At 25.8% G+C, this 23,007-nt stretch carries 17 protein-coding genes; 16 read left to right on the top strand and 1 reads right to left on the bottom strand.

Translation table 11 applies throughout. The annotated features are described in order from the left end of the window. Positions 1-12 precede the first annotated feature (12 nt). The 6 genes from psc1_RS01750 to topA all read left to right on the top strand — a co-directional run bounded on the left by psc1_RS01750 (position 13) and on the right by topA (position 6,264). Positions 13-780, top strand: coding sequence for a TIGR00282 family metallophosphoesterase (locus tag psc1_RS01750; protein ID WP_023161601.1), 768 nt, complete (start codon positions 13-15; stop codon positions 778-780). Positions 781-834: 54 nt separating this feature from the next. Continuing rightward, entirely contained in the window at positions 835-1,707 is an 873-nt protein-coding gene (gene miaA, locus psc1_RS01745) for a tRNA (adenosine(37)-N6)-dimethylallyltransferase MiaA (protein WP_023161602.1), read from the top strand. 4 nt (positions 1,708-1,711) lie between these two features. Further along, the gene (gene efp, locus psc1_RS01740; protein WP_023161603.1) at positions 1,712-2,281 is read left to right on the top strand and encodes an elongation factor P; all 570 of its coding nucleotides are present in this window, start codon (positions 1,712-1,714) and stop codon (positions 2,279-2,281) included. Between the two features lie 164 nt (positions 2,282-2,445). Continuing rightward, on the top strand, positions 2,446-3,180 hold the full coding sequence (locus psc1_RS01735; RefSeq protein WP_023161604.1) for a hypothetical protein: 735 nt from the start codon (positions 2,446-2,448) through the stop codon (positions 3,178-3,180). A 34-nt stretch (positions 3,181-3,214) separates the two neighbouring features. Beyond that, entirely contained in the window at positions 3,215-4,126 is a 912-nt protein-coding gene (gene ylqF, locus psc1_RS01730) for a ribosome biogenesis GTPase YlqF (RefSeq protein ID WP_023161605.1), read from the top strand. Positions 4,127-4,149: 23 nt separating this feature from the next. Beyond that, positions 4,150-6,264, top strand: a complete 2,115-nt coding sequence (gene topA / locus psc1_RS01725) for a type I DNA topoisomerase (protein WP_373375757.1) — start codon at positions 4,150-4,152, stop codon at positions 6,262-6,264. Positions 6,265-6,352: 88 nt separating this feature from the next. Here topA and psc1_RS01720 read toward each other — a convergent pair whose 3' ends face one another. Then, on the bottom strand, positions 6,353-7,903 hold the full coding sequence (locus psc1_RS01720) for a multidrug transporter (protein WP_122225309.1): 1,551 nt from the start codon (positions 7,901-7,903) through the stop codon (positions 6,353-6,355). 689 nt (positions 7,904-8,592) lie between these two features. Here psc1_RS01720 and psc1_RS01715 point away from each other — a divergent pair. The 10 genes from psc1_RS01715 to psc1_RS01670 all read left to right on the top strand — a co-directional run bounded on the left by psc1_RS01715 (position 8,593) and on the right by psc1_RS01670 (position 22,896). Continuing rightward, the gene (locus psc1_RS01715; protein ID WP_122225310.1) at positions 8,593-9,525 is read left to right on the top strand and encodes an ATP-dependent 6-phosphofructokinase; all 933 of its coding nucleotides are present in this window, start codon (positions 8,593-8,595) and stop codon (positions 9,523-9,525) included. A 99-nt stretch (positions 9,526-9,624) separates the two neighbouring features. Further along, complete coding sequence (locus psc1_RS01710) at positions 9,625-11,070, top strand: MATE family efflux transporter (protein WP_122225311.1); 1,446 nt, start codon at positions 9,625-9,627, stop codon at positions 11,068-11,070. 35 nt (positions 11,071-11,105) lie between these two features. Beyond that, positions 11,106-12,389 carry a glucose-6-phosphate isomerase gene (locus psc1_RS01705; protein ID WP_122225312.1) on the top strand — a complete coding sequence of 428 codons (1,284 nt, stop codon included), beginning with the start codon at positions 11,106-11,108 and terminating at the stop codon, positions 12,387-12,389. A 256-nt stretch (positions 12,390-12,645) separates the two neighbouring features. Continuing rightward, complete coding sequence (locus tag psc1_RS01700; RefSeq protein ID WP_373375756.1) at positions 12,646-14,355, top strand: hypothetical protein; 1,710 nt, start codon at positions 12,646-12,648, stop codon at positions 14,353-14,355. Positions 14,356-14,912: 557 nt separating this feature from the next. Further along, positions 14,913-15,053, top strand: a complete 141-nt coding sequence (locus psc1_RS01695) for a hypothetical protein (RefSeq protein WP_373400993.1) — start codon at positions 14,913-14,915, stop codon at positions 15,051-15,053. Next, complete coding sequence (locus psc1_RS01690; protein ID WP_373400992.1) at positions 15,050-15,241, top strand: hypothetical protein; 192 nt, start codon at positions 15,050-15,052, stop codon at positions 15,239-15,241. The genes psc1_RS01695 and psc1_RS01690 overlap by 4 nt, the downstream gene beginning before the upstream one ends. 557 nt (positions 15,242-15,798) lie before the next feature. Further along, positions 15,799-19,380: an AAA family ATPase gene (locus tag psc1_RS01685; RefSeq protein WP_373400991.1), complete on the top strand. Its 3,582-nt coding sequence runs from the start codon at positions 15,799-15,801 to the stop codon at positions 19,378-19,380. 831 nt (positions 19,381-20,211) lie between these two features. Beyond that, positions 20,212-22,026 carry a DNA polymerase III subunit gamma/tau gene (gene dnaX / locus psc1_RS01680; RefSeq protein WP_373375754.1) on the top strand — a complete coding sequence of 605 codons (1,815 nt, stop codon included), beginning with the start codon at positions 20,212-20,214 and terminating at the stop codon, positions 22,024-22,026. Between the two features lie 26 nt (positions 22,027-22,052). Further along, entirely contained in the window at positions 22,053-22,337 is a 285-nt protein-coding gene (locus tag psc1_RS01675; RefSeq protein ID WP_023161411.1) for a YbaB/EbfC family nucleoid-associated protein, read from the top strand. Positions 22,338-22,386: 49 nt separating this feature from the next. After that, complete coding sequence (locus psc1_RS01670) at positions 22,387-22,896, top strand: DNA-directed RNA polymerase subunit delta (RefSeq protein WP_023161412.1); 510 nt, start codon at positions 22,387-22,389, stop codon at positions 22,894-22,896. The last annotated feature ends 111 nt before the right edge of the window (positions 22,897-23,007 follow it).

Here is a 23,007-nt window from a genome sequence, read left to right as displayed (position 1 = left end):
GGAGATTTGATTATGAAAATAATGTTTATTGGAGATATTTACGGCAAACCAGGAGTTGATTATTTTGCCGAAAAAGTTGATTTTTTAAAAGAAACTTACCAACCTAATTTTATCATTGCTAACGCCGAAAATGCTGATAACGGAAAGGGGTTAAGTTATAAAATTTATAAAAAATTACAAAAATTAGGTGTTGATTTAATCACCATGGGAAACCATATTTGGAAAAATAAACAAATTAAAGATTTTATCGATGATTCTAATGTAATCCGTCCCATCAATGATCTTCGACAAATAGGACAAGGTTATAAAATTGTTGAGTGTAGTAATAAAAAAATTTTAGTAATGAACGCTTTGGGACGTGTTTTTATTGACCCTAACCTTCATTGCCCTTTTAAGACTATCGATCATGTATTAGAAGAAAACAAATCCAAATATGATTTTTCTTTTTTAGATTTTCATGCTGAAGCAACTAGTGAAAAAATAGCTTTGACTCATTATTTTGATGGTCGTATTAACGCTATTGTAGGCACTCACACTCACGTTCAAACCAACGACAACCGTCTTTTTCCTCATAAAACACTTTATATTACTGATGCTGGGATGACAGGAGCGAAAAATGGTGTAATAGGTAAAGAAAAAGGACCTATTATTGATTCTTTTTTAGGAAAAAAAGATTTTTTTGCAAGACCGAATGCCACAGGCAAAAGACAATTAAATGGTGTTCTTGTAACTTTACAACCAGAACAAATTATTCAAAAAATTAACTTATCAGAAGAATAATGATTTTTCAATCTTAGTTTTTAAGTTTAAATCAATTTCATTGAGGAAATTATTGTGAAAAAAGTAATTGCTATCACTGGTCCAACCGCTTCAGGAAAAACCGACCTCTCTATTAAAATAGCCAAAAAATTTAATTTAGAAATCATTAATTGCGATTCAACCCAATTTTATCAATATTATAACATTGGAACTGCTAAAATTACTCCAGAAGAAACTCAAGGAATTAAACATCATCTTTTAGATTTTCTTTTACCAGAACAACATTATAGTATTTATCATTTTCAAAAAGATGCACGGCAAAAAATTAATACCATACCTTCGCCTTTGTTTGTTGGAGGTAGTGGGTTATATCTTAAATCCGCTCTTTTTAACTATGAATTAACCCCCAAATTTTTTGTAAAAAAAACTTTTACAGAACAAGAATTACAAAAGATGCTTGCTGTGATCCAAGAAAAAGATCCTCAATTAGTTTTAGATATAAAAAATCGTCCTCGCATTATCAATTCTTATTATAATGCTATTTCAGGGCATCTCAGTTCTCAAAAAACTCAAAAAAACTCTCCTTTGTATCCTCTTTTAATTTTTTATCTTGACATCGATCGACAAGTGTTAAAAAAAAGGATTATTTTAAGACTAGAAAATATGTTAAATCAAGGCTTGATCGAAGAAGTAAAAATTATTTTTGCTAACTTTGATCAAGCTAATTTTAATATTATTGGATATCGTGAAATTAAACTTTTTTTAGAAAAAAAGATTAATCTAGATGAGGCTAAAAACTTAATTATCCAAAAAACGATGCAATATGCTAAAAGGCAAAAAACATGGTTTAAAAACCAACTTAAACCAATTATAATAGATGCTTTATCTCCTTCTTTAGAAATAGAAGTGTCTCAGATAGTCAGTAATTTTTTAAAAAATAAGGAGTAAAATCATGATTAATACTAACGATTTTAAAACAGGCCAAACCATTAAATTCAATAATCAAATTTTTCAAATTTTAGAGTTTTTGCATGTCAAACCTGGCAAAGGGGCTGCCTTTGTTAGAACTAAGTTAAAGAATTTAAGAACCGGAAGCGTCATTGACCACACTTTTAATGCCGGCATCAAATTAGAGCCTGCCTTAATTAACAAAGTCAAAATGCAATTTATTTATTCTTCCGAAGAACAATATATTTTCATGAATACCCAAAATTATGAACAGTTAGAAATCAACAAAAATCAATTAAAAAAATATCTTTCATATTTTTATGAAGGTTTGTTAGTTGAAGTTATCTTTTATGATAATGATGAAATTTTAGGTATTAGTTTGCCTGATAAAATTTCTTTAAAAGTGACTTACACAGAACCTGGAGCCAAAGGGGACACCAAAACTAATTCCCTAAAAGATGCTACTTTAGAAACAGGTTTAGTTATTAAAGTTCCGCTTTTTATTGTTACAGGCGAAAAAATTATCATAAATACTGAAACAGGGCTTTATTTATCAAGAGATAATAATAAGTAATTTTTTTCTTTGAGCCATTTTTGTTTTGATTTACTGATTTTTTTCGGCTTTTTCTTTTTTCCGATATCTTTTTTGTTATATAATGAGAATAGTTATGTTAATATAAGTTATTTAAAAAATCTTTTTTGTTAAAATAACTAAAAAAGTAAAGGAAATAAGAAATTATGGATCTTTGGAATTTTTTAAGTAATATGAAACATTTTTTCACTTATCTTGTTGGTTTTACAAGTGGATTTATTTTTTTTGGTTTTGTTTATTGCTGGCTTTCTTTGCGTAGTGTTAAAAAAAACTTTGTTCACGGTAAAGTACCAAAAGATGTTAACCAAAAAGTGATCCTTGAATTAATTGAAGCCAAAAAACAAGATTTTAAAAGCAAAATCAAAAAAGATAAAGATAATTTTGGTAATCTTTTGCTTGCCTCAGTCCGAGAGTTGACTTTAGAAATTATTAATCAGTTTTATCCAGACTCCAAATACCCTTATTTAGAGTTAACTATTGATGAAAGTCTTATTTTGATGCTTTATATTAACCAAAGAATTGATCAGATTTTCCAAAATAAGATTTTAATAATTTTTCGAAAAATGACTTTAAAAAGAATTTTTATCATCAGAGAAGCAATTGTTAAAAAAAACATGGTTCAAAAAATTCAAAAAACTAAAAAAATTACTACCACCTTGGGTAATATCACCAACTTACTTAATCCCTTTCATTGGATTAAAAAAATTATTTTTGATAAGCCTTTAGAATTAATCTTCATTCAAATAGGTGTTTCTTTGATAGCTATTACCGGAGAAGAGTTTTATAAAATTTATAGCAAAAAGATTTTTAAATCCGAAAGTGATGTAGAACAAGATTTGCAAAAAGTTTTGGAATCAGTGTCAAATGGCAAAAATAAGTAAAAATTAAACCAAAAAAAGAAAAAGGATTGGCTAAATGAAAACATTTAATTGGTTCCCTGGTCATATGAAAAAAACCTTTGACCAAATCAAAACTAATTTATCTTTGGTTGATATCGTGTTATTAATGTTAGACGCAAGAATGCCTTTTTCGAGCCTTAATTTTAAAATTTTGTCTTTAGTTAAACAACATCAAAAACCTTATTTAATTTTAATGAACAAAACCTCTTTAGCTGATTTAACTAAAACAACTGCTTTTATTAAATATTATTCGCAAAACCAAATCCTAGTGTTAGCTGTTGATGCTCTGCAAAAAAAACAAAATTTTACTATTTATCGAAAAGCTTTAAAAATAATTCAAACTTCCAAGCCACATTTTAAAACAAAAAGAAGTATTATTGATAATCAACCCAACATTAAGACGATGATAGTAGGAATGCCTAATGTAGGGAAATCAACTTTAATTAATAGTTTTGTTGGCAAAAAAGTTTTAAAAACAGCTAATTTAGCCGGTACGACTAAAAAAATTCAATGGATTAACGCCCTTAAACCTAATATTCAATTTTTAGACACTCCCGGGGTTTTATATCATCGTTTTTATGATCCTAAAATTAGTTTATCTTTGGCTTTGGCTGGATCTTTTAAAGATTCGGTTTTACCTTTGGAACATTTAGGACAACACGCCTTAAGTTATTTACAAAAGTATTATTTTCATAATTTAAAAAAAAGATTTGATTTGGATGACAATATTTTTCCAATCTTTGATTTAGTTCAATTAATTGGTCGCAAAAGAAACTTTTATACCAAAAATAGTCAAGTTGATCAAAATAAAGTTTATCAAACCATTTTAAAAGAAATACGAGAAGGCATTTTAGGTAAAATTAATTTTGATTTAGATATTTTACCCTTTTTAGATGTTTTTTTTAAACAACAAACTAAATTAAGCTAAAAAACGATAAGGAGGAATTAAAAATGAAACAAAAAGTTATTATAGTTGAGTCTCCTGCTAAAATCAAAACTTTAAGTCGTTTTTTTGATAATAAAATCGAAATTTTATCTTCCAAAGGACACATCAGAGATTTGTCTTTATTAGGCAAAGATAAACTTGGAATTGACATTAAAAATGGCTTTATTCCTAAATATGAGATCATTAAAGATAAAAATAGTCTAGTTGAAACTTTGCAGCAAAAAACTAAAAATAAAGAAGTTTTTTTAGCGACTGATCCTGACCGCGAAGGGGAGGCAATTGCTTGGCATTTATCAAAAGTTCTTAACTTGAAACCTCAAAGTGCTAATAGAATTGTTTTCCGAGAAATCACCAAAGAAGTAGTTTTAAAAGCTTTGGAACAACCGCGTAAAATTGACGAATTATTGGTTTTTTCGCAAGAAACTAGAAGAATGCTTGACCGTATTATTGGTTTTAAGTTATCTCGTGTAGTTAGAAGAATTAAATCCCAGTCTGCCGGTAGAGTACAATCGGTAGCTTTAAAATTGATTGTAGATTTAGAAAAAGAAATTAATGCTTTTGTTCCTGAAGAGTATCACCTTATTACTGCTTTTTTTTCATCTTTTCAAGCTGAATACCAAAATCCTCAAAACAAAAAAATTAAAGCTTCAGAGGCTTTACAAATTATTAAATCTATCGCCAAAAAACCTTTTATAGTTAAAAAAATTAAACAATCTCAAATCCTTCAAAACCCAAAAAAACCTTTGATTACTTCGACTTTGCAACAAGAAGCCATCAATTATCTTTATATGACTTCTAACCAAACAATGAGAGTCGCTCAAAAGCTTTACGAAGGAATTGATGTGGCAGGCGAACAAGTGGGATTAATCACTTATATAAGAACCGATTCTCAAAGATTTTCTGATGTTTTTGTCAAAGACGCTCAAAAATTCATTAAATCCAAATATGGTAAAAAATATTTATCAGTTTTTCGCCAAACTAAAACAAATCAAACTCAAGACGCTCATGAAGCTATTAGACCGACTGATTTAAGTAAAACTCCAGAAAATTTAGCTCCATACCTAGATAAATATGAATATCGCTTGTACGAGTTAATTTATAAAAGAACGTTAGCAAGCTTTATGAAATCGGCTGTTTTCCAAAAAAATCAAGTTTTTTTTGAAGTCGAAAAACACTCCTTTTTAACAGAAGGGCTAGTAAAAATATTTGATGGTTATCAAAAAATTTTAACTGATACCACTAAAGACAAAATTATCCCGGAATTTCATTTAAATGAAACATATTTACCTGAAGAAATTCAAGATTTGCAAAAATTTACCACCCCACCGGCTCGTTTTTCAGAAGCTACTTTGATTAAAACCTTAGAAAAACTTAACATTGGTAGACCTTCGACTTATTCGCAAATTATTTTCACTCTCAAAAAAAGATTTTATGTAGATCTGTTAGAAAAACGTTTTTTCCCGACTGAGCAAGGTATTTTAACTATTCAAAATTTAGAAAAATTCTTCGAACAAATCCTAGATACTCAATATACAGCCAAAATGGAAGAAGATCTTGACCAAATTGCTTCCGGAACAGTTGATAGTAAACAATTACTGCAAAAATTTTACCAAAATTTTCATAAATTTTATCAAATAGCAGATAAAATGATTGAAAAAGTAAAACCGATTGAAACTGATCAAATATGTAATTTATGTCAAGCTCCTTTGATGATTAAAAAAAGTCGTTATGGACAATTCTTGGGTTGTAGTCGTTTCCCTGAATGCAAAAATACCGTCCCTTTGCAAACGCAAACAAACTCTCAATCAGAAAACAAAAAAGTAAAACCGATTGAAACTGATCAAATATGTAATTTATGTCAAGCTCCTTTGATGATTAAAAAAAGTCGTTATGGACAATTCTTGGGTTGCAGTCGTTTCCCTGAATGCAAAAATACCGTCCCTTTGCAAACGCAAACAAACTCTCAATCAGAAAACAAAAAAGTAAAACCGATTGAAATTGATCAAATATGTAATTTATGTCAAGCTCCTTTGATGATTAAAAAAAGTCGTTATGGACAATTCTTGGGTTGCAGTCGTTTCCCTGAATGCAAAAATATTGTTAAAATGAAAAAAAAATAACCTTTGTTGCCATCGAGCCAAAAAAAAACGAAACCATCTTAAAACAAAAAAAGTCAAACCGATTATCAATTGATAAACAATTTAACTTTTAATTTATTATTCTAATGTTTTTTTGTTCTTTTTTAATTTTGATAATAAAGCGTAAGCATAAACAAAACATAAAAATTAACATAATGCAGTTTGAAAAGAAGTTAGCTGTACTATAAACATGATATTCATATTTTTCTCCAGGCTGGAATATAGAAAAAAAATTCCTAAACAAACAAAGAAAAGGGATTCTAAAAAGATAAACTCGTCCGAAATTTAAAAATAAATCATATTTTGGCTGTTTCGCTGCGATCAAAAAAGTAGATATAATTTCTAATTGAGTCGTTATTAAACTAGTTGTTAAAAGCCCTCCAATTAAAAATTCTGAAAAACCAGGAGGAATTTTTTTAGTAATTTGATTTTCTGCTTTTCCTAAATTTTTGAAAAATAAGTATATTTTATCTCCTAAACCAAAACCCATATAATTGTTAGGTGCACAAATTAAATATGTGAAAACGAAAACAAAAAAAACAAAAATAGAAGTAATAATTAAAGTTTTTATTGCTCTTTTAATGTTTTTGTTTCCTAAATTTTCTGAAACAATCATTAATTGCCCTTCTTTTAAGGAAAAAGAAATTTGCGTAAACAAACTAATTACTGCATCAGCGGCTCCTATTTTACTTAATGTTCCTTTTTCAAATCCTTGAAAAAATAAAAAAGGTTCGTCTTTACTGCTATCTATCATCCATAAAGTTAATAACCGACCAAATTCATAAAACATTTTCCCTAACATCAAAGGAAGAGCCAGTTTAAGGATATTTTTAATTATTTTTTTATTTTCCCAAAAGTTTTTCCAACAAAAATCTTTAATGCTTAAATAAAAAGGATTTTTTTGGTTCAAAAGGGTAATGAAAGCTACTATCGTAATACAAGCATAAGATAATATTGAAGCTATCTCCAATCCTAAAGGATTTTTTTGGTTGAATGTATAATAAATTAAACAACTTAAACCGATTTTAAAAGTCATCATTAGACAATTTAAAACTAATATTTTTTTGAGTTTTCCTAAAATTCTTTCAGTTCCTAAGAAAAACACGTTAATGGCTAACAAAATGACTCCCAACATTTTTAATCTAAAAGCCCAAATACAACTTTGATTAATTTCTTCCTCTAATGTGTTGTATTTTTTTAATCCCATGATGTTGTTGCAAAATGGTTCAGCCAAGATAATCATTATCAAAGCTACTAAAATACTGACACCAATCAATAAAACAAAAACCGAAGAAGCTATTTGACGAGCTTTTGGGTTATATATATCTTTGCTTTTGCCAATTTCTCTTGCAATTAAAGTAATCCCTGCAATCCCTAAACAAGCACCGATAGAATCAACAATGGTTTGAATAGACTTAGAATATTGAATAAAATCACCGATAACATCTTTATTAATACTAGAAACGGCGAATAAAGCATCAATGTTACCAAATAAAGCCTTAAAAATATTAAAAACAATAATAGGGAAAGAAACAATCAATAAAGATTTTAGCAAATTTCCTTCCAAAACCAAATTACTTAATTTTTCTTTTTTGCTAACGATGTGCTCCCTTTTGTTCATTGAATCATTTCCTTTCGCTTCTTTAATTAATTTGTTATTTTAAATAAATTTTTTAATATTATTATTTTAGCTACTTTAGTATAACATATAAAAAAATAATTGTCAATTTTCTTATTTACTATTTTCACCTGAAACACTAAATAAATTATTTTTTTATCCTTAACATTTTTTTGCGGTAAAAGAATGTTTTTTTGGTGAAAAAAAATAATAATAAATGCTTTTTGGTTGCAATATTGCTTTTTTTTTATAAAATTAGAATGTAGCCGGTTATTAACTTGAAATAGTCACATTAATTTTATTGAGCTTTTTTCAATTAAAAATGATTTTAAAACATATAAAAATATTAAATATTTTGTTTTTAATTAATCATAAATAAAACTAAATTTAGGAAATAACTTTTATGTTTTTAACAGTTATTTTAAGAAAATGTTATAATTGGAGGTGTTTGATATGTAAACATTTTATGTAAATTTGTTTTAATATGGTATTTTTTATTTTTATACAAATATGAAATTAATGTTTTTGCTCTAAATGATTATTTTGTTATTTAATTGCTATATTTAATTACTATTTTGATATTTAATAATTAAGTTTTAATGAACGAAAAATAAAAGTTATTTTTTGAACAATAATTTTTAAAGTTAATAAATAATTAATAAAATAATCATAAAAGAGGGTTTATATTGAAGATGAAAAACAAAAAAGAAATTAAAAAAATTGCTGTTTTAACTTCCGGAGGGGATGCTCCCGGCATGAATGCTGCCATTAGGGCAGTTGTTTTAGAAGGAAATAAACAAGGGTTTGAAGTTTATGGAGTTAAGGATGGCTATTTAGGGTTATATAAAAACGAAATTCAACTTTTAGAACCAAATTCCCTTCCTCGCATTATTAATATCTCAGGAACCTTTTTAGGGACTTCTCGTTTTATCCCCTTTCAACAAGATTTATCGATTCGTCAACAATGTGCAAATAATTTAAAAAAATTAGGTATTGAAAAATTAGTTGTTATTGGTGGCGATGGTTCTTATAGGGGGGCGATGAGGTTAGAAGAAATAGGAATTAAATGCGTTGGTTTACCAGCTACCATTGATAATGATATTAATGAGACCGATTTTACAATTGGTTTTAGTACTGCTTTAAGCAACGTTGTTGATGCAATTGAAAAATTACGTGATACTTCTATTTCTCATCGCAGATGTAGCATTATTGAAGTCATGGGACGTCACAAAGGGGATTTAGCTCTATATGGAGGAGTGGCTGCTGGAGTGGATTTAATTATAACTCCTGAAAACTTTTTAGACAAACAAAAAATCTTTGACAAAATTAAAGAACTAAACGAAAAAAAACAAAGACATGCAATTGTAGTTGTAACTGAGCATCTTTTTGATGTCTTTAGTTTGGCCAAAGAAGTTGAACTAAATAGCGGCTTTGAAACTAGAGCTCAAATTTTAGGACATATTCAAAGAGGCGGAAAACCAACTGCTGAAGATTTGGTATTAGCGGCTAGAATGGGTAGTTTTGCTGTTCAATTATTACAAAAAAATATTTCTAATTGCGGAGTTTGTTTAAAAGGATTAAAATTACTTGATGTTGATTTTAAAGAAATTTTTAACAGCAAATAAAAAAATATAATTTATTTTCCACAGTATCAAATTTATTATCTAATTTAATTTTAGATTTAGAGACAATATTTAAATATAATAAAAAGAAGGTCTTTTTCAATGAATATTCATCATACTCGTCAAATTGCAAAAAAAAATAATTTTTCTCATCCCCCAAAACCAAACACTTTTAAAGGTCCTATTTGGAAAAATCTAATTATTCTTACTTTCCCAATTGCTATTTATTTACTTTTTCAACATTTAAGCACTTCTATTGATTACTTCATTATTGGAAATCCAAAAAAAATAGCTAATGTAGATTCAACTATTACTTACATGAAACAAATCAAAAAGATACTGCAAAGCATAGCAATTTCTTTAGGAGGGGCTGGAGTAGTTTTAGTAGCGCGCGAATATAAAAAGGAAAATAAAGAAAAATCCAAACAATATGCTACTTTAGCTTTTTTATTGGCTGTAGGTATTTCTTTGTTTTTTTTAACTGTCTTAGCTTTAGGAGTATTTTTGCCTAAACCTTTAGGAGATTTGTTTTTAAAAGATAATTACCATGGAGATGGTGGTCTTTTATATTATCAACTTTCTTTAATAACTTTTGTTTTTATTACTATTAATTCTGTTTTTATTGGGTTAGAACGTTCTAAAGACAAAACTAAATTTATTTTAATCTTAAATGTTTTTTTAATCATTACAAGAATTATTATTTCTTTTATTTATAAATTTGCTAAAGAAAAAGATACAGTAACAGTTAATGATTTAGCTTTAGCCGATTTATTATCAAATTTATTAATTACTTTTATTGCTTTTTATTGTATGTTTAGTCCTAAAAACCCGTTTCAATTGCAATTTAAAGGGTTAACTTTCCCGAAAAAGATAATTTTGGAAATGCTTAAATTATCAGGGATTTTAATTATTGGAAAAGTTACTTATGAAATTGGTAAAAAAATTATCCTTGATATGGCTACTAATTATTATGGTAAAGAATTAGTCGCCATTTCAGGTTTGGTTGCAGTTGTTAATGGTATTTGTTATGCCATTTCTCAATCTTTTGAAGATTCACAATCTGCGATGGTAGCGCAAAGTGTTGCTTGCGAAAGTGACAAAAAAACTTTTCAAATCTTTAAAAATGTTTTTGTTATTACTTTAATTATTGGTATTATTGGTTTTTTAACTAATCATTTTTGTGGAGACAATTTGTTGCGCGCTTTAAAACCAGGTAAAACTTTTACTAATACGGAAAGTGAAAATTTTAAAATAATTTTATTTTGGGAAGGAACTTCTTTGTTTACTTCTATTTGGGCTTCAATGATGATGGGCTATATTTTATCTTACAAAAAAAGTGCTAACCTGATTTTTTGGATGAACCTTTTAAGAGTAACTTTAAGAATAGCTATTTTATTTTGTTTACATTATTGCAGCAAAATCTCTTCTGCTCAGCAATTTGGTTTAAGCACTTTCGGTAGCAATGTAACTGTTTTAATAGTAACAGCAATCATTTTTATTTCTTTTTTAAGAAAAAACAAAATACATTCACTTAAAACCCAAAAGTAATTAAATTAAAATATACAAAAAATAAGGAGCTCTAAATGAGTTTAAAATTAAATCTTAATGGAATTCAAACATTTTTAAATTGGGAGCAAGAAATACCCACTTATCTTCCTCAAATAAAGGCTATTCATCATAAATTACATCACGATGAAAACATCAAAAACCAATATTTAGGATGGTTAGATTTACCTTTGAATTATGATCGCCAAGAACTTGAAAGAATAAAACAATTGCGAAAACAAAATCTTGATTTAGATGTTTTAGTAGTTGTTGGAATTGGAGGTTCTTATTTAGGCGCTAAAGCTGGAATTGAATTTCTTCAAATTCCTTTTGCAAAAAATAAACCTGAAATAATTTTTGCAGGTCATCAAGTATCAGGAAATTATTTAACTAATCTTTTAAAATATTTAGAAAATAAAAATTGGGCTATCAATGTTATTTCTAAATCCGGAACAACTTTGGAACCAGCTTTAGCTTTTAGAATTCTTAAAGAAGCAATTGAAAAACAATACGGAAAAGAAAACTCCAAAAAACGTATTTTTGCTACCACAGATAAACAAAAAGGAAATTTATTTAATTTATCCAAAGAAGAAGGTTATGAAATGTTTGTAATTCCTGATTCTGTTGGTGGAAGGTTTAGTGTTTTAACTAGTGTAGGCCTTCTTCCTTTTGTTTTTGCTAACTTAGATGTAGATGCTATGTTTCAAGGGGCTTTACAGGCCTTAAAAGACACTTCTTCAGATAATTTGATTCAAAATCAAGCTTATCAATATGCTTTAGCTAGATATTTAATGTATACTAAAATGGATAAAAAAGTAGAGTTATTAGTTACTTATGAACCTAATTTAGTGTTTTTTTCCGAATGGTGGAAACAATTATTTGCTGAATCAGAAGGAAAAGACAACAAAGGACTTTTTGTAGGTTCTATCAGTAATTCTACTGATCTTCATTCCTTAGGACAATTCATTCAAGAAGGTAAAAAAATTATTTTTGAAACTATTTTAAATATAACTTCTACAAAAAATGATTGTTTTGTACCTAAAATAAGCAATGATTTAGACAATCTTAATTATATAGCTCATAAATCTTATTCAGAAATTAATCAAAAAATCCTTCAAGCAACTAAACAAGCTCACATCGAAGGTGAAGTTCCTAATTTAGAAATTGTTATTCCTAAATTAGATGAATTTTATTTTGGTTATTTAGCTTATTTTTTTCAAAAAGCTTGTGCTATGTCAGGGTATTTATTAGGAGTTAATCCTTTTAATCAACCTGGAGTAGAAATATACAAGAAAAAAATGTTTGCTTTGTTAAAAAAATAAAAAAAGAGAGAAATGATTAAATTTCTCTCTTTTTGTTTTATTTCTAATAAATTTAAATTTTTTTAACTACAAAATAATTTAATTATAATAAATCAAATTGATTTCAATTTATTTTTATGATACAATTTATACGATTTATAAAATAACATAATTATTCTTTTTTTCTAAATAATTTTATTTAGATTAAAAAAAAAAATTAAATTTTATATTTCAAATTTCATTGTTAGAAGGGTGTTTTAAAAAATTAATATACACAATGAAAAACAAAATAAAAAAAACCTTTTATTTTCTTTTTATTTTGTTATTTTTATTTGCAATTACAACTCAAATTTTTACTTTAAATGCTTTCAAAGAAAATAATGGAAATAATAAAGAAATCTATTTTAATGATTATGAATTTGTTAAAAAAATAAAAAAACTTTCTCCAAAATTTGAAAATAATAATCAATTATTAGAAAAAATATTAGAATACATTGTTGAAGAAATTAAATTTATTTTTGGTAATTTTATTAATCAACCTAATTTAAAAGAACAATTAGATTTTATAGAAAAATATAATATTATTAGTGAATTCAACTATTCAGTTCAACAAACTGTTTCTGATATAGATAAATTTATTTTAGTTTTACCCGGAAATACAACGGAATTTAGAAATTTTGACAATTATTTAATGGCTAAAAATAATAAATTTCATGGTTCAAAAAATTATTCATGGAGTATGTGGTCTCCTTCTAATTTTTTTTTCCTTTCTAAACATTATATTAGTTTTTTAATTGAAAACTTTTCAAAATTACAAGAACAAGAAAAAAAAATTAAAGAAAAAGAATTAGAAATTCAAAAATTAACTAATATCTCTCAAAGTGAAAAAGAAAAATTACAAAAAGAGATTAATCGACAAAAAAAATCACTAAAATTAGAACGAAATAAAATTTTGTCTCAAGCTAAAATAATTGAAAAACAAGAACATGAAATTCAGAGACAAAAAAACCAAATTAAAAGTCAAGAAGAAGAAATTGAAAAACAAATTAACGAAGTAAAAACATTAAAAAAAGATATTGAAAAAAAACAAAACGAATTAAATTCTAATCAAAAATTATCAGAGCAAGAAAAAGAAAAATTACAAAAAAAAATTTCTACTTTGCAAAGGCAATTTGAATCATATCGAAATAAAAACAATTTTTTACAAAAAGATATTGACCAAATTAAAAGTAATTTAGAAACCAAAGAATTAGAAATTCAAAAATTAACTAATATCTCTCAAAGTGAAAAAGACAAATTACAAAAAGAGATTAATCAACAAAAAGAATCACTAAATTCAAATCAAGAACAAATATCTTTTCAAGCTCGAACAATTGAAGCACAAGAAAACCAAATTAAGAGTCAAAAAGAAGAAATTGAAAAACAAAAAAACCAAATTAAAAGTCAAGAAGAAGAAATTAAAAATCAAAAATCAGAAATACAAGCAAAAAATGTTCAAACTAACCAATTAAAACAAGAAATAAGCAATAAACAAAATGAATTAGATTCCAATAAAAATTTTTCTCAACAACAACAAACTCAATTAAAACAAGAAATTAACGCCTTACGACAAAATATTAACAACAATCAAATCCAAATTGAACTTTTGCAACAAAAAATGCAAGCAACTCAAAATTCATTGCACGAAAAAGAGTTAGAAATTCAACAATTAACTAATATTTCACAAATTGAAAAAAACGAATTACAACAAAAAATCGATGCTCAAAAATTATTAGCTGCAGAAAATCAAAAAAATTTGAATCAATTAAAACAAGAAAACAATGATTTCAAAAATCAAATTGCACAAAAAGATGTCACAATTAAGAGTCAAAAAGAAGAAATTGAAAATCAAAAAAACCAAATTAAAAGTCAAGAAGAAGAAATTGAAAAACAAATTAACGAAGTAAAAACATTAAAAAAAGATATTGAAAAAAACAAAACGAATTAAATTCTAATCAAAAATTATCAGAGCAAGAAAAAGAAAAATTACAAAAAGAAATTTCTACTTTACAAAGGCAATTTGAATCATATCGAAATAAAAACAATTTTTTACAAAAAGATATTGACCAAATTAAAAGTAATTTAGAAACCAAAGAATTAGAAATTCAAAAATTAACTAATATCTCTCAAAGTGAAAAAGACGAATTACAAAAAGAGATTAATCAACAAAAAGAATCACTAAATTCAAATCAAGAACAAATATCTTTTCAAGCTCGAACAATTGAAGCACAAGAAAACCAAATTAAGAGTCAAAAAGAAGAAATTGAAAAACAAAAAAACCAAATTAAAAGTCAAGAAGAAGAAATTAAAAATCAAAAATCAGAAATACAAGCAAAAAATGTTCAAACTAACCAATTAAAACAAGAAATAAGCAATAAACAAAATGAATTAGATACCAATAAAAATTTATCTCAACAACAACAAACTCAACTAAAACAAGAAATTAACGCCTTACGACAAAATATTAACAACAATCAAATCCAAATTGAACTTTTGCAACAAAAAATGCAAGCAACTCAAAATTCATTGCACGAAAAAGAGTTAGAAATTCAACAATTAACTAATATTTCACAAATTGAAAAAAACGAATTACAACAAAAAATCGATGCTCAAAAATTATTAGCTGCAGAAAATCAAAAAATTTGAATCAATTAAAACAAGAAAACAATGATTTCAAAAATCAAATTGCACAAAAAGATGTCACAATTAAGAGTCAAAAAGAAGAAATTGAAAATCAAAAAAACCAAATTAAAAGTCAAGAAGAAGAAATTGAAAAACAAATTAACGAAGTAAAAACATTAAAAAAAGATATTGAAAAAAACAAAACGAATTAAATTCTAATCAAAAATTATCAGAGCAAGAAAAAGAAAAATTACAAAAAGAAATTTCTACTTTACAAAGGCAATTTGAATCATATCGAAATAAAAACAATTTTTTACAAAAAGATATTGACCAAATTAAAAGTAATTTAGAAACCAAAGAATTAGAAATTCAAAAATTAACTAATATCTCTCAAAGTGAAAAAGACGAATTACAAAAAGAGATTAATCAACAAAAAGAATCACTAAATTCAAATCAAGAACAAATATCTTTTCAAGCTCGAACAATTGAAGCACAAGAAAACCAAATTAAGAGTCAAAAAGAAGAAATTGAAAAACAAAAAAACCAAATTAAAAGTCAAGAAGAAGAAATTAAAAATCAAAAATCAGAAATACAAGCAAAAAATGTTCAAACTAACCAATTAAAACAAGAAATAAGCAATAAACAAAATGAATTAGATACCAATAAAAATTTATCTCAACAACAACAAACTCAACTAAAACAAGAAATTAACGCCTTACGACAAAATATTAACAACAATCAAATCCAAATTGAACTTTTGCAACAAAAAATGCAAGCAACTCAAAATTCATTGCACGAAAAAGAGTTAGAAATTCAACAATTAACTAATATTTCACAAATTGAAAAAAACGAATTACAACAAAAAATCGATGCTCAAAAATTATTAGCTGCAGAAAATCAAAAAAATTTGAATCAATTAAAACAAGAAAACAATGATTTCAAAAATCAAATTGCACAAAAAGATGTCACAATTAAGAGTCAAAAAGAAGAAATTGAAAATCAAAAAAACCAAATTAAAAGTCAAGAAGAAGAAATTGAAAAACAAATTAACGAAGTAAAAACATTAAAAAAAGATATTGAAAAAAAACAAAACGAATTAAATTCTAATCAAAAATTATCAGAGCAAGAAAAAGAAAAATTACAAAAAGAAATTTCTACTTTACAAAGGCAATTTGAATCATATCGAAATAAAAACAATTTTTTACAAAAAGATATTGACCAAATTAAAAGTAATTTAGAAACCAAAGAATTAGAAATTCAAAAATTAACTAATATCTCTCAAAGTGAAAAAGACGAATTACAAAAAGAGATTAATCAACAAAAAGAATCACTAAATTCAAATCAAGAACAAATATCTTTTCAAGCTCGAACAATTGAAGCACAAGAAAACCAAATTAAGAGTCAAAAAGAAGAAATTGAAAAACAAAAAAACCAAATTAAAAGTCAAGAAGAAGAAATTAAAAATCAAAAATCAGAAATACAAGCAAAAAATGTTCAAACTAACCAATTAAAACAAGAAATAAGCAATAAACAAAATGAATTAGATTCCAATAAAAATTTATCTCAACAACAACAAACTCAACTAAAACAAGAAATTAACGCCTTACGACAAAATATTAACAACAATCAAATCCAAATTGAACTTTTGCAACAAAAAATGCAAGCAACTCAAAATTCATTGCACGAAAAAGAGTTAGAAATTCAACAATTAACTAATATTTCACAAATTGAAAAAAACGAATTACAACAAAAAATCGATGCTCAAAAATTATTAGCTGCAGAAAATCAAAAAAATTTGAATCAATTAAAACAAGAAAACAATGATTTCAAAAATCAAATTGCACAAAAAGATGTCACAATTAAGAGTCAAAAAGAAGAAATTGAAAATCAAAATATTTCAATAAGTAATTTACATGATAAAGTTATATCTGCAATTGAGAAAAATAGTGAAAAAACAAATCACTTGTTTGAAATAACCAATCAGCAAATCAGCAAGTTAAACGAAAAATCAGAACAAGAAGAAAAAAATAAATTATTAAACTCTTTGGATAATTTCCAAAAATTCAAAGTGCAATTATCACAAATGCCTAGCGCTAAAGATATTATTGGTTTCAAAAAGGAAATAGAACAATTACAAGAGTTTTTTCATTATTTAAAAAATCCACACAAATATAAAGATATTGGGGTGCAAAAACCTCCTAAAGGAGTTTTACTGTATGGTCCACCTGGAACTGGGAAAACATTTTTAGCAAAATTTATAGCTCGTGAAGTTAATTTACCTTTTTTTGCTCTAGATTCTAGTCATTTTTCTAAAACATATGTTGGCGAAGGCCCGAAGTTAATAAACGATATTTTCGAACAAGCCCGCAAAGAATCTCCTAGCATTATATTTATTGATGAATGCGAAACAGTTTTTAGAAGTCGTGCTAGTGATAAACCGTCTAATTCTGATCATGATAACCTTATATCTGCTTTTTTAAGTCAAACTGAAGGATTTGAAACAAATTACCAAAAACCAATTTTCCTTATTGGCGCCACAAATTATAAGGATCAAATTGATCCAGCTATTTTAAGCCGTTTTAGCAGTCAAATAGAAATCAATTTGTTAAGCAAAGAAGATAGAAAAAAGTTTATAAAAAAATTAGCTAAAAAATATCAAATAGACATTAGAGGTTATCAATATTTAGATCAACTTAATGATATTTTAGAAGAGCAATCAGATATATCTTTGAAATCACAAAGAAAATTAACAGATATATTAGATCAAGCCGCTATTAAAGCGGTATTAAAACATGATCACCTAAATATATTACCTATTGATTTACAGATGTCTTTATTTAGGCAGATAGGCGTCGATTTTAATTGGGAAAATCACGAGCATAATGCATATTCATTAAGAGAATTAGAAAATTTAAAAGAGTATAAAGGAATTGAAATTAAACACCTTTATAAAGATACTCAAAAATTTGACACTGCCAAAGAGCAAAGTTATTTTCAAAAAATTTCTTATTATTCGGCTTTAAATCAACAAAAAGTATATAATTATAATAATTATGAAATTAAAAATATCAACTTTTCGAAAGAACCAAACAAAATTCAACAATATTATGGCACTCTTAATTTTTTACCTAAAGAATTGCTAGGTTTTTATTTTGTGGGCAAAAAAAATATCAAAAATATTGACATTCCTGTTGTTAACACTTTAGAAGAGGTTTTGTTTATACACAAACAAAACATCAAAACTATTTATTTTATTTGGGATATTAATAAAATCAAAGCCAATATTAATTTTTCTGACAATTTAATTAATTTAAATAGAAAAAGATATCCTTTTTTGAGTTTTTTAGAAATTTTACCAAAAATTGATATTTTGGTTCAACAAAAAAACACTAATGAAACAGATATTAAACAAATTATAACCCAATATATCCCTGAAACTAAAAAAAAAATTATAGCAGAAACGTTAAAAGAAGCGACTTCAAAAAATAATTGGTTTTCGTCAGAGGAAACACAAAAAATAATTAGCGAAATCACAGAAGAACAATATGATCAAAATCATATTTCTTGGCATTCATTAAAAAGCGTTATTTTAAAAGATTTTAATACCAAAATATATCACAATCAACAAGAATTTATTCAAAAATACTTTAAAGAATCTATTGATAAAATCAACATTAATCATCCTCTTTTTGATAATGAAGCAATTACCAATATTAAACAAATAATCAAAAATAAAATCAATCAATTATATTTAAAGTCGTACCAATTAGCAAATATCAATCGAAAAAAAATGGAAGAAACCTTTACCAACATAAAAAACGATAATATCTATCAAATGATAGGCGATCAACTTCAAAATAAGATGAATGAATGCCGCTTCAATTATGCCGTTATTACCAAAAGCGAAATTAAAAATCAAATCGTTAATCAAATTAAAACTCAATTATTTCAACCTCAACTTAGCTTAGAAGAGTTTACAAAAACACTACAATCTACAATCGAAGAGCAAGAAACAAAAATTTTTAATCACTTAACGGAAGAGACCCTTGAAAATGTTATTAACTCGGTTTTGTTAAAAAACAATTTTGAAAAATCGTTGGAATTGCAGGAAATAGCCGAAATCAAAGCAAAAACTATCTTTTTTCTGAAAAAAGAATTAAAAATTCCTAACATCAATAAAAATAAATTTAAACAACATCTCAAAGCTTTTATCCAAAATTACCCATTTCAAAGGGATAATGGTGTTTTGGATTATGTTAAAAAAAACACCACAATGATTGCATCAATTGCTCTTATTCCTTCAACTTTGATTATTTTATTCGGTAAAAAGATAAAAAAACTAATAATTTAAATTACATACATTTTTTTATTTTTAAATAATAATTTTTTTTATATAATAACCAAAACTTTAGACTATCTGAAAAGATAGTTTTTTAATTTTTGTAAAATCAATAATTTATAGTTATAAAACATTATTAAACTAAATTAAAAAGATAGAATGTTTGCAAAAAATTTTATAATGTTAATATACTTTTTTTAATATTGATACAAAAAAATGAGAATCAACAATATGAAAAAATTAAACATAAACATTATCCAAATGAGCAAATTGAAGAAAAAAAGAGTATGACAATATAGGGTAATTTAATTCAAACAAATTTTTATAATGAAAATAGAAAAATGTTTCTCTTAGAAAAAGGTGCTGAATCGTTTATTTATGATGAAAATAGTATTCTTAAAGTTGTTGAAATATATGATGATCTTAACCTAGTTAAAATAGTTTACTATAACAAAAATAAAAAAATTAAAAATGTCGAAAAAAAGGGAAGTTTTTGCGAAAGATACCAAAATAACTATTTATAATGGCAACGAAATAATGGAATATATTAAAGAATATGATGTAAATGGATGCCTTAATTAAAAAAACTTATTATTATCCTGATGGTGCTATTAAATTTGTTGAAAATCATTAATAAATCAAAGATTTATTTTTTCCAAATCAAAAAATATAAGAGACTCTCAATAATTATAAGAATCTTTTTTTTATTTTTTAAAAATAACACTTTTTAATTGTTATTGGAAAAAATTATATTTATTTTTATTAAATAATGTGTTATAATAATTGAGAGATTTTTTTATTTTTAATATTTTGTTAGATTGTTTCAATAAAAAGGAGTTGATAGTGTCTTATTTAGTTTTATATAGAAAATATCGACCTCAAACCTTTCAAAATGTTGTTGGTCAAAAAATCATTATTCAAACTTTAAAAAACGCCATTAGATATCAAAAAATTAATCATTGTTATCTTTTTAGCGGCAATAAGGGCACTGGCAAAACCACTTTAGCCAAAATCTTTTCTAAAGCCATTAATTGTCTAAACCCACAAGCAGGAGACGTTTGTAATCAATGTCAAATATGTAAACAAAACCTTCAAGCAAGTGTTGATATTATTGAAATTGATGGCGCTTCTTATAATGGTGTTGATGAAATAAGAGAATTGCAAGATAAAGCCCAATATAAAGCTCATACAGGCAAATATAAGGTTTATATTATCGATGAAGTACATGTTTTAACTGTCAACGCTTTTAACGCTTTATTAAAAATTTTAGAAGATCCTCCTAAACATGTCGTTTTTCTTTTGATAACTACCGAAATATATAAAATTCCTGAAACTATTTTATCTCGCTCTCAGAGTTTTTCTTTTGAAAATTTAAACCTTGAAAATATAATTTTTCAATTAAAAAACATCGCTACTTTAGAAAATATTTTTATTTCTGATGATGCCATCAAAACTATTGCCAGTTATTCTGATGGCAGCATGCGCAATGCTTTAAGTTTATTAGATCAAATTAGCTCTTATCAAAATAGTTTAATTACCGCAGAAGATGTTGCAGAGATAAAAGGGTTGGTTTCAGGCAGTTTTTTAAAAAAAATGCTGCATTCTCTAATAGTTAAAAATCACCTTAAAGCTTTGGAATTACTTCATCAGGCCTTTGAAGTGGGTAAAAATCTTGATTTATTAGTTTTAGATTTAATTGTGGCTTTTAAAAATTATTTATTAGAACAAATTAAATCTTTAAAAACTAAATCCACTTCAAAAAATAAAGATTCTAAACAAATAAATGCATCAAATGAGCAATCATTTCATCTCGATTTTGTTTTAAAAACTTTAATCAAATTACAACAAGATTTAAAAAAAAGCGACCAAAAACATGTTTTGATAGAAATTGCTTTTTTGCAGATATGTTCTTTTTCAAGTCATAATCATAACTTAAATTTAATTCCGCAATTTAACCATCCAAAACCATTTCAACATCCCGATAAACCTCATAAAGATAATATTGAAAATAACTCTTTGATAGATGTTTCCTTAGATAAAACACTAAACCTAAATACAACCAAAATATCTCAAATAGAACTTTTTCCTATCTCCACTAAGTCCCTTTCAAAAACAGTGAAAAAAAAATTATCAAATGATAAAAAAAATCCTTATTTTTCAATTTCTTCTTTAAAAGATTTAGCCATGATTGCTTTTGATATTTTATCGCATCAAGATGAAACCAAAAGAAATATCATTGCTAACGCTTGGCAGAAATTAAAAAGCAATTATCAATCTTCTTCTAATAAAACCGCAGCTGAGCTTTTATATAAAGGTCAAATCACAGCTCTTAGTCAAAACAAAGAAATGATTTTAGTTTATCGAGATAATATCGCTTGTCAACAGATGTTAAAAAACAATATCAAAGAGTCAATTTTAAAGATTTTAAATGGTAAAAGTGAACTTATCAAAGATTATGTTTGTTTTTTAGATAAAGATTGGCAAACTTTAATAACTTTTTTTAAAGATAATGACTTGCCTTCGTTAGAATCTTTTTTAAAAATTTGTAATTGGAATTTAGAATTTTACCAAACACAAACTTCAACCAATAATCATCCTTTGATTGTTCAATTAGCTTATGATTTTTTTGATAAAAATATAGTAGAAATAATCAATTAATAACTAGGGGTTAATAAATAAAAAACATGAACACTCAAACCAATATATTAGAAAAATTAAAAAAAATGCAAGAAGACGTTGAAAATGCTCAAAAACAATTAGAATTGCAAGAATTTATAGGCAAAGCTGGCGACGTGACTATTATTTTGCAAGGAACCAAACAAGTAATAGATGTCATTATTAAAAAAAACAACAACATAGAAATTTTGCAAGAAAGCATTTTATTGGCTTTTAACACCGCTTTGCGAAAGTTAGAAAAAACTTCTAAAAAAATTATGGGTCAAGTATCAGGTGGTTTATCAGAATTTTAAAACGATATCAAAAATTAAGGTTAAAAAATTAAAAAGGGGGCAAAACTTTATGAAGACAACAAAAAGTGCAAAATCATTTTTAGAGACAGCTTATGAAATTACTAAAAAACAATGTAAACCTATTTTTATTTATGATTTGTTAAAACAAACATGTAAAAAACATCAAATTACGCATTTTAATGATTTTAATCAAATTAATCAGCTTTATTTAGATATTGTTTTGAGCGGCCAATTTGTTTTTTGCGACGATCAACATTTAATGATTAAAGAAAACAATAGAGAATTTTGGGATAAGGATTTTTTTGAAAAACCTCATACCGATCAAACTGATGATTTAGCTGATGATTTGGATTTTAAAGATTTCCTTTTGGAAGAAACAGAAAATCAAGATATCAAAGATAAGAATATTGATTCAGAATTAGAAGATGATTTGTTAGATAGTGAAAAAAATCCCCAGGAAAATAAAAAAAAGAACTCTGATGAAACTTTAGATGACAACGATAAACTTGATGACGATGAAGAAACATTAGATGAATATGAATATCTTTATGATAAATAAGTTTTTTTGATAAATTTATTTTCACTTTTCTTTTTATTCTTTAATTCAGTTTGGGTAAGGGATTTTTATTTTTTCATTACTGAAAATTTTAAGTCTTTTATAAAAGAAAAT

The organism is Candidatus Phytoplasma solani, assembly GCF_041729705.1.
GTDB lineage: Bacteria > Bacillota_I > Bacilli_A > Acholeplasmatales > Acholeplasmataceae > Phytoplasma > Phytoplasma solani.
This window is presented reverse-complemented; position numbering and strand designations above follow the sequence as displayed.